Origin of the sequence: Actinobacillus minor NM305, from assembly GCF_000175195.1 — a bacterium.
In the GTDB taxonomy this organism is placed as follows: domain Bacteria; phylum Pseudomonadota; class Gammaproteobacteria; order Enterobacterales; family Pasteurellaceae; genus Haemophilus_A; species Haemophilus_A minor.
On the sequence record NZ_ACQL01000189.1, the window covers coordinates 1 to 1,610 of the forward strand.

General features: G+C 47.5%; 1 protein-coding gene. It reads right to left on the reverse strand.

Features of this window, described 5'->3' with window-relative positions; all coding sequences use genetic code 11:
• Window positions 1–26: 26 nt before the first annotated feature.
• Window positions 27–1,460: an L-fuculokinase gene (gene fucK, locus AM305_RS11600; protein ID WP_005826380.1), complete on the reverse strand. Its 1,434-nt coding sequence runs from the start codon at window positions 1,458–1,460 to the stop codon at window positions 27–29.
• Between the last annotated feature and the right edge of the window lie 150 nt (window positions 1,461–1,610).

Sequence of the window (1,610 nt, forward strand, 5' to 3'; positions counted from 1 at the left end):
GTGGGGATAAACCCCACCCCTACGAATTATCTATATACTTTCACATTCCCACTCGGCTCAACCCGTTTAAACGCTGGTTTCATTGCCTGTTGAGCTTGTTCGATATTCTCGAATACGCCTGCACCTGTGAGCGTGAACATTGCTGCACCTAACACAGTGGTTTCGGACATATCAACGACATCAATTGGGCGGTTAAGCACATCGGCACGGATTTGGTTCCATAAGCCGTTTTTTGAACCGCCACCAACACAGATAATACTTTCTGCATTGAACTGTCCGACTTGTTGTAATACCTCAAGTCCGGCTTTCAAGCGGTGAGCCATATATTCCAAACCTGCACGATAAATTTCGCCTCGTTGGGTGTGCATTGAAAGCCCTTCGATTGAGCCTGTTTGTTGGCTAGTGCCATCAAAATTGCCGACCAGTTTTACGCCGTTCGAACCTGCTGGAACTTGTGATCCTTCGTTAATCATCGTTGGATAATAGTCGGCTGTGCCTGCAACATCGCTAAAGAAGCGTTTACCAAGCCACTCCATAATGCCTGAACTGACCCATTGCACGCCTGGGTTGAAATAGCCTGCTTGGCTGTCAAATTCAATGGTTAAGCCATCTTTGACATATTGCCATTCAGGTTTGGCTTGTTGGGTGCGAGCCATTAAAATTTCCCAAGTACCCGAACTTAATACCGGTTGGTTGTAGCCTGCGCCTGAGCCGAAGATCGCAAACTGGGTATCGTGTCCGCAAGAGAGAACAGGAATATCCGCCGATAAACCAAGCTCTTCAGCAAGCGTAGGCAGTAATGTGCCGATTTTTTCCCCTGCACTTTTCATCGGTGGGAAATGGTTTGCCGTTAAGCCCAACACATCTAGCACTTCGCTATCCCACGAGTCGCTTGCAATGTTGGTCATCATTGATGTACCAGCCATTGTTCTGTCGGTGCTTTGTACACCCGTTAAACGATAAGTAAGAATGGAAGAAATAAATAAGAAACTCTCCGCTTGTGCGTAAAGTTCGGGTTTATGTTGTTTCAACCAAAGTAATTTGAATAACGTGTTGAAGCTGTAATGCCCCACGCCGTTGCGTTGGTAGAGTTTTTCCACATCGAGATAATCGCCGAGCGCTTGCATAATTGGCTGAGTGCGTGGGCATTTCCACGAAATAATCGGGTAGAGCTGTTTGCCGTGTTTGTCAAAAATCGCCCCGTCCACCCCAAAGGTCGTAACCGAAATCCCGACAATATCTTGCCGTTGTTCAGGGGTAAGTTGTGCAAGGGTTTGTTTGGCACAGGTCATTAGTTTTGACCAGATCTCATCAATATCCCAAATGTGATAGTCGGTTGCTTCTTCACCTTGTTGGGTATTGTTTGCAATGTGATGTACCGCCAGTAATTTGCCGTGATGATCCATTGCCACTGTGCGTAAATTGGTTGCACCACAATCGAAGATAAATGCGATTGGCATAGAGCCTCCGTATCGTTGGTTACCTCGCTCCCTACGCTTGCGGAGGGAGCTGGGCGAAGCCCTGAGGGAGGGATTGCAACGGAGTTGCAAGAAATAAGTTAATTTTTACCGCTTGTATACCACCTCCCTCCGCCTTCGGCACCTCCCTCC

What these genes read in the sequence shown, in the direction of transcription:
- fucK (WP_005826380.1), bottom strand. Translation starts at nt 1,460, where the DNA reads ATGCCAATCGCATTTATCTTCGATTGTGGTGCAACCAATTTACGCACA.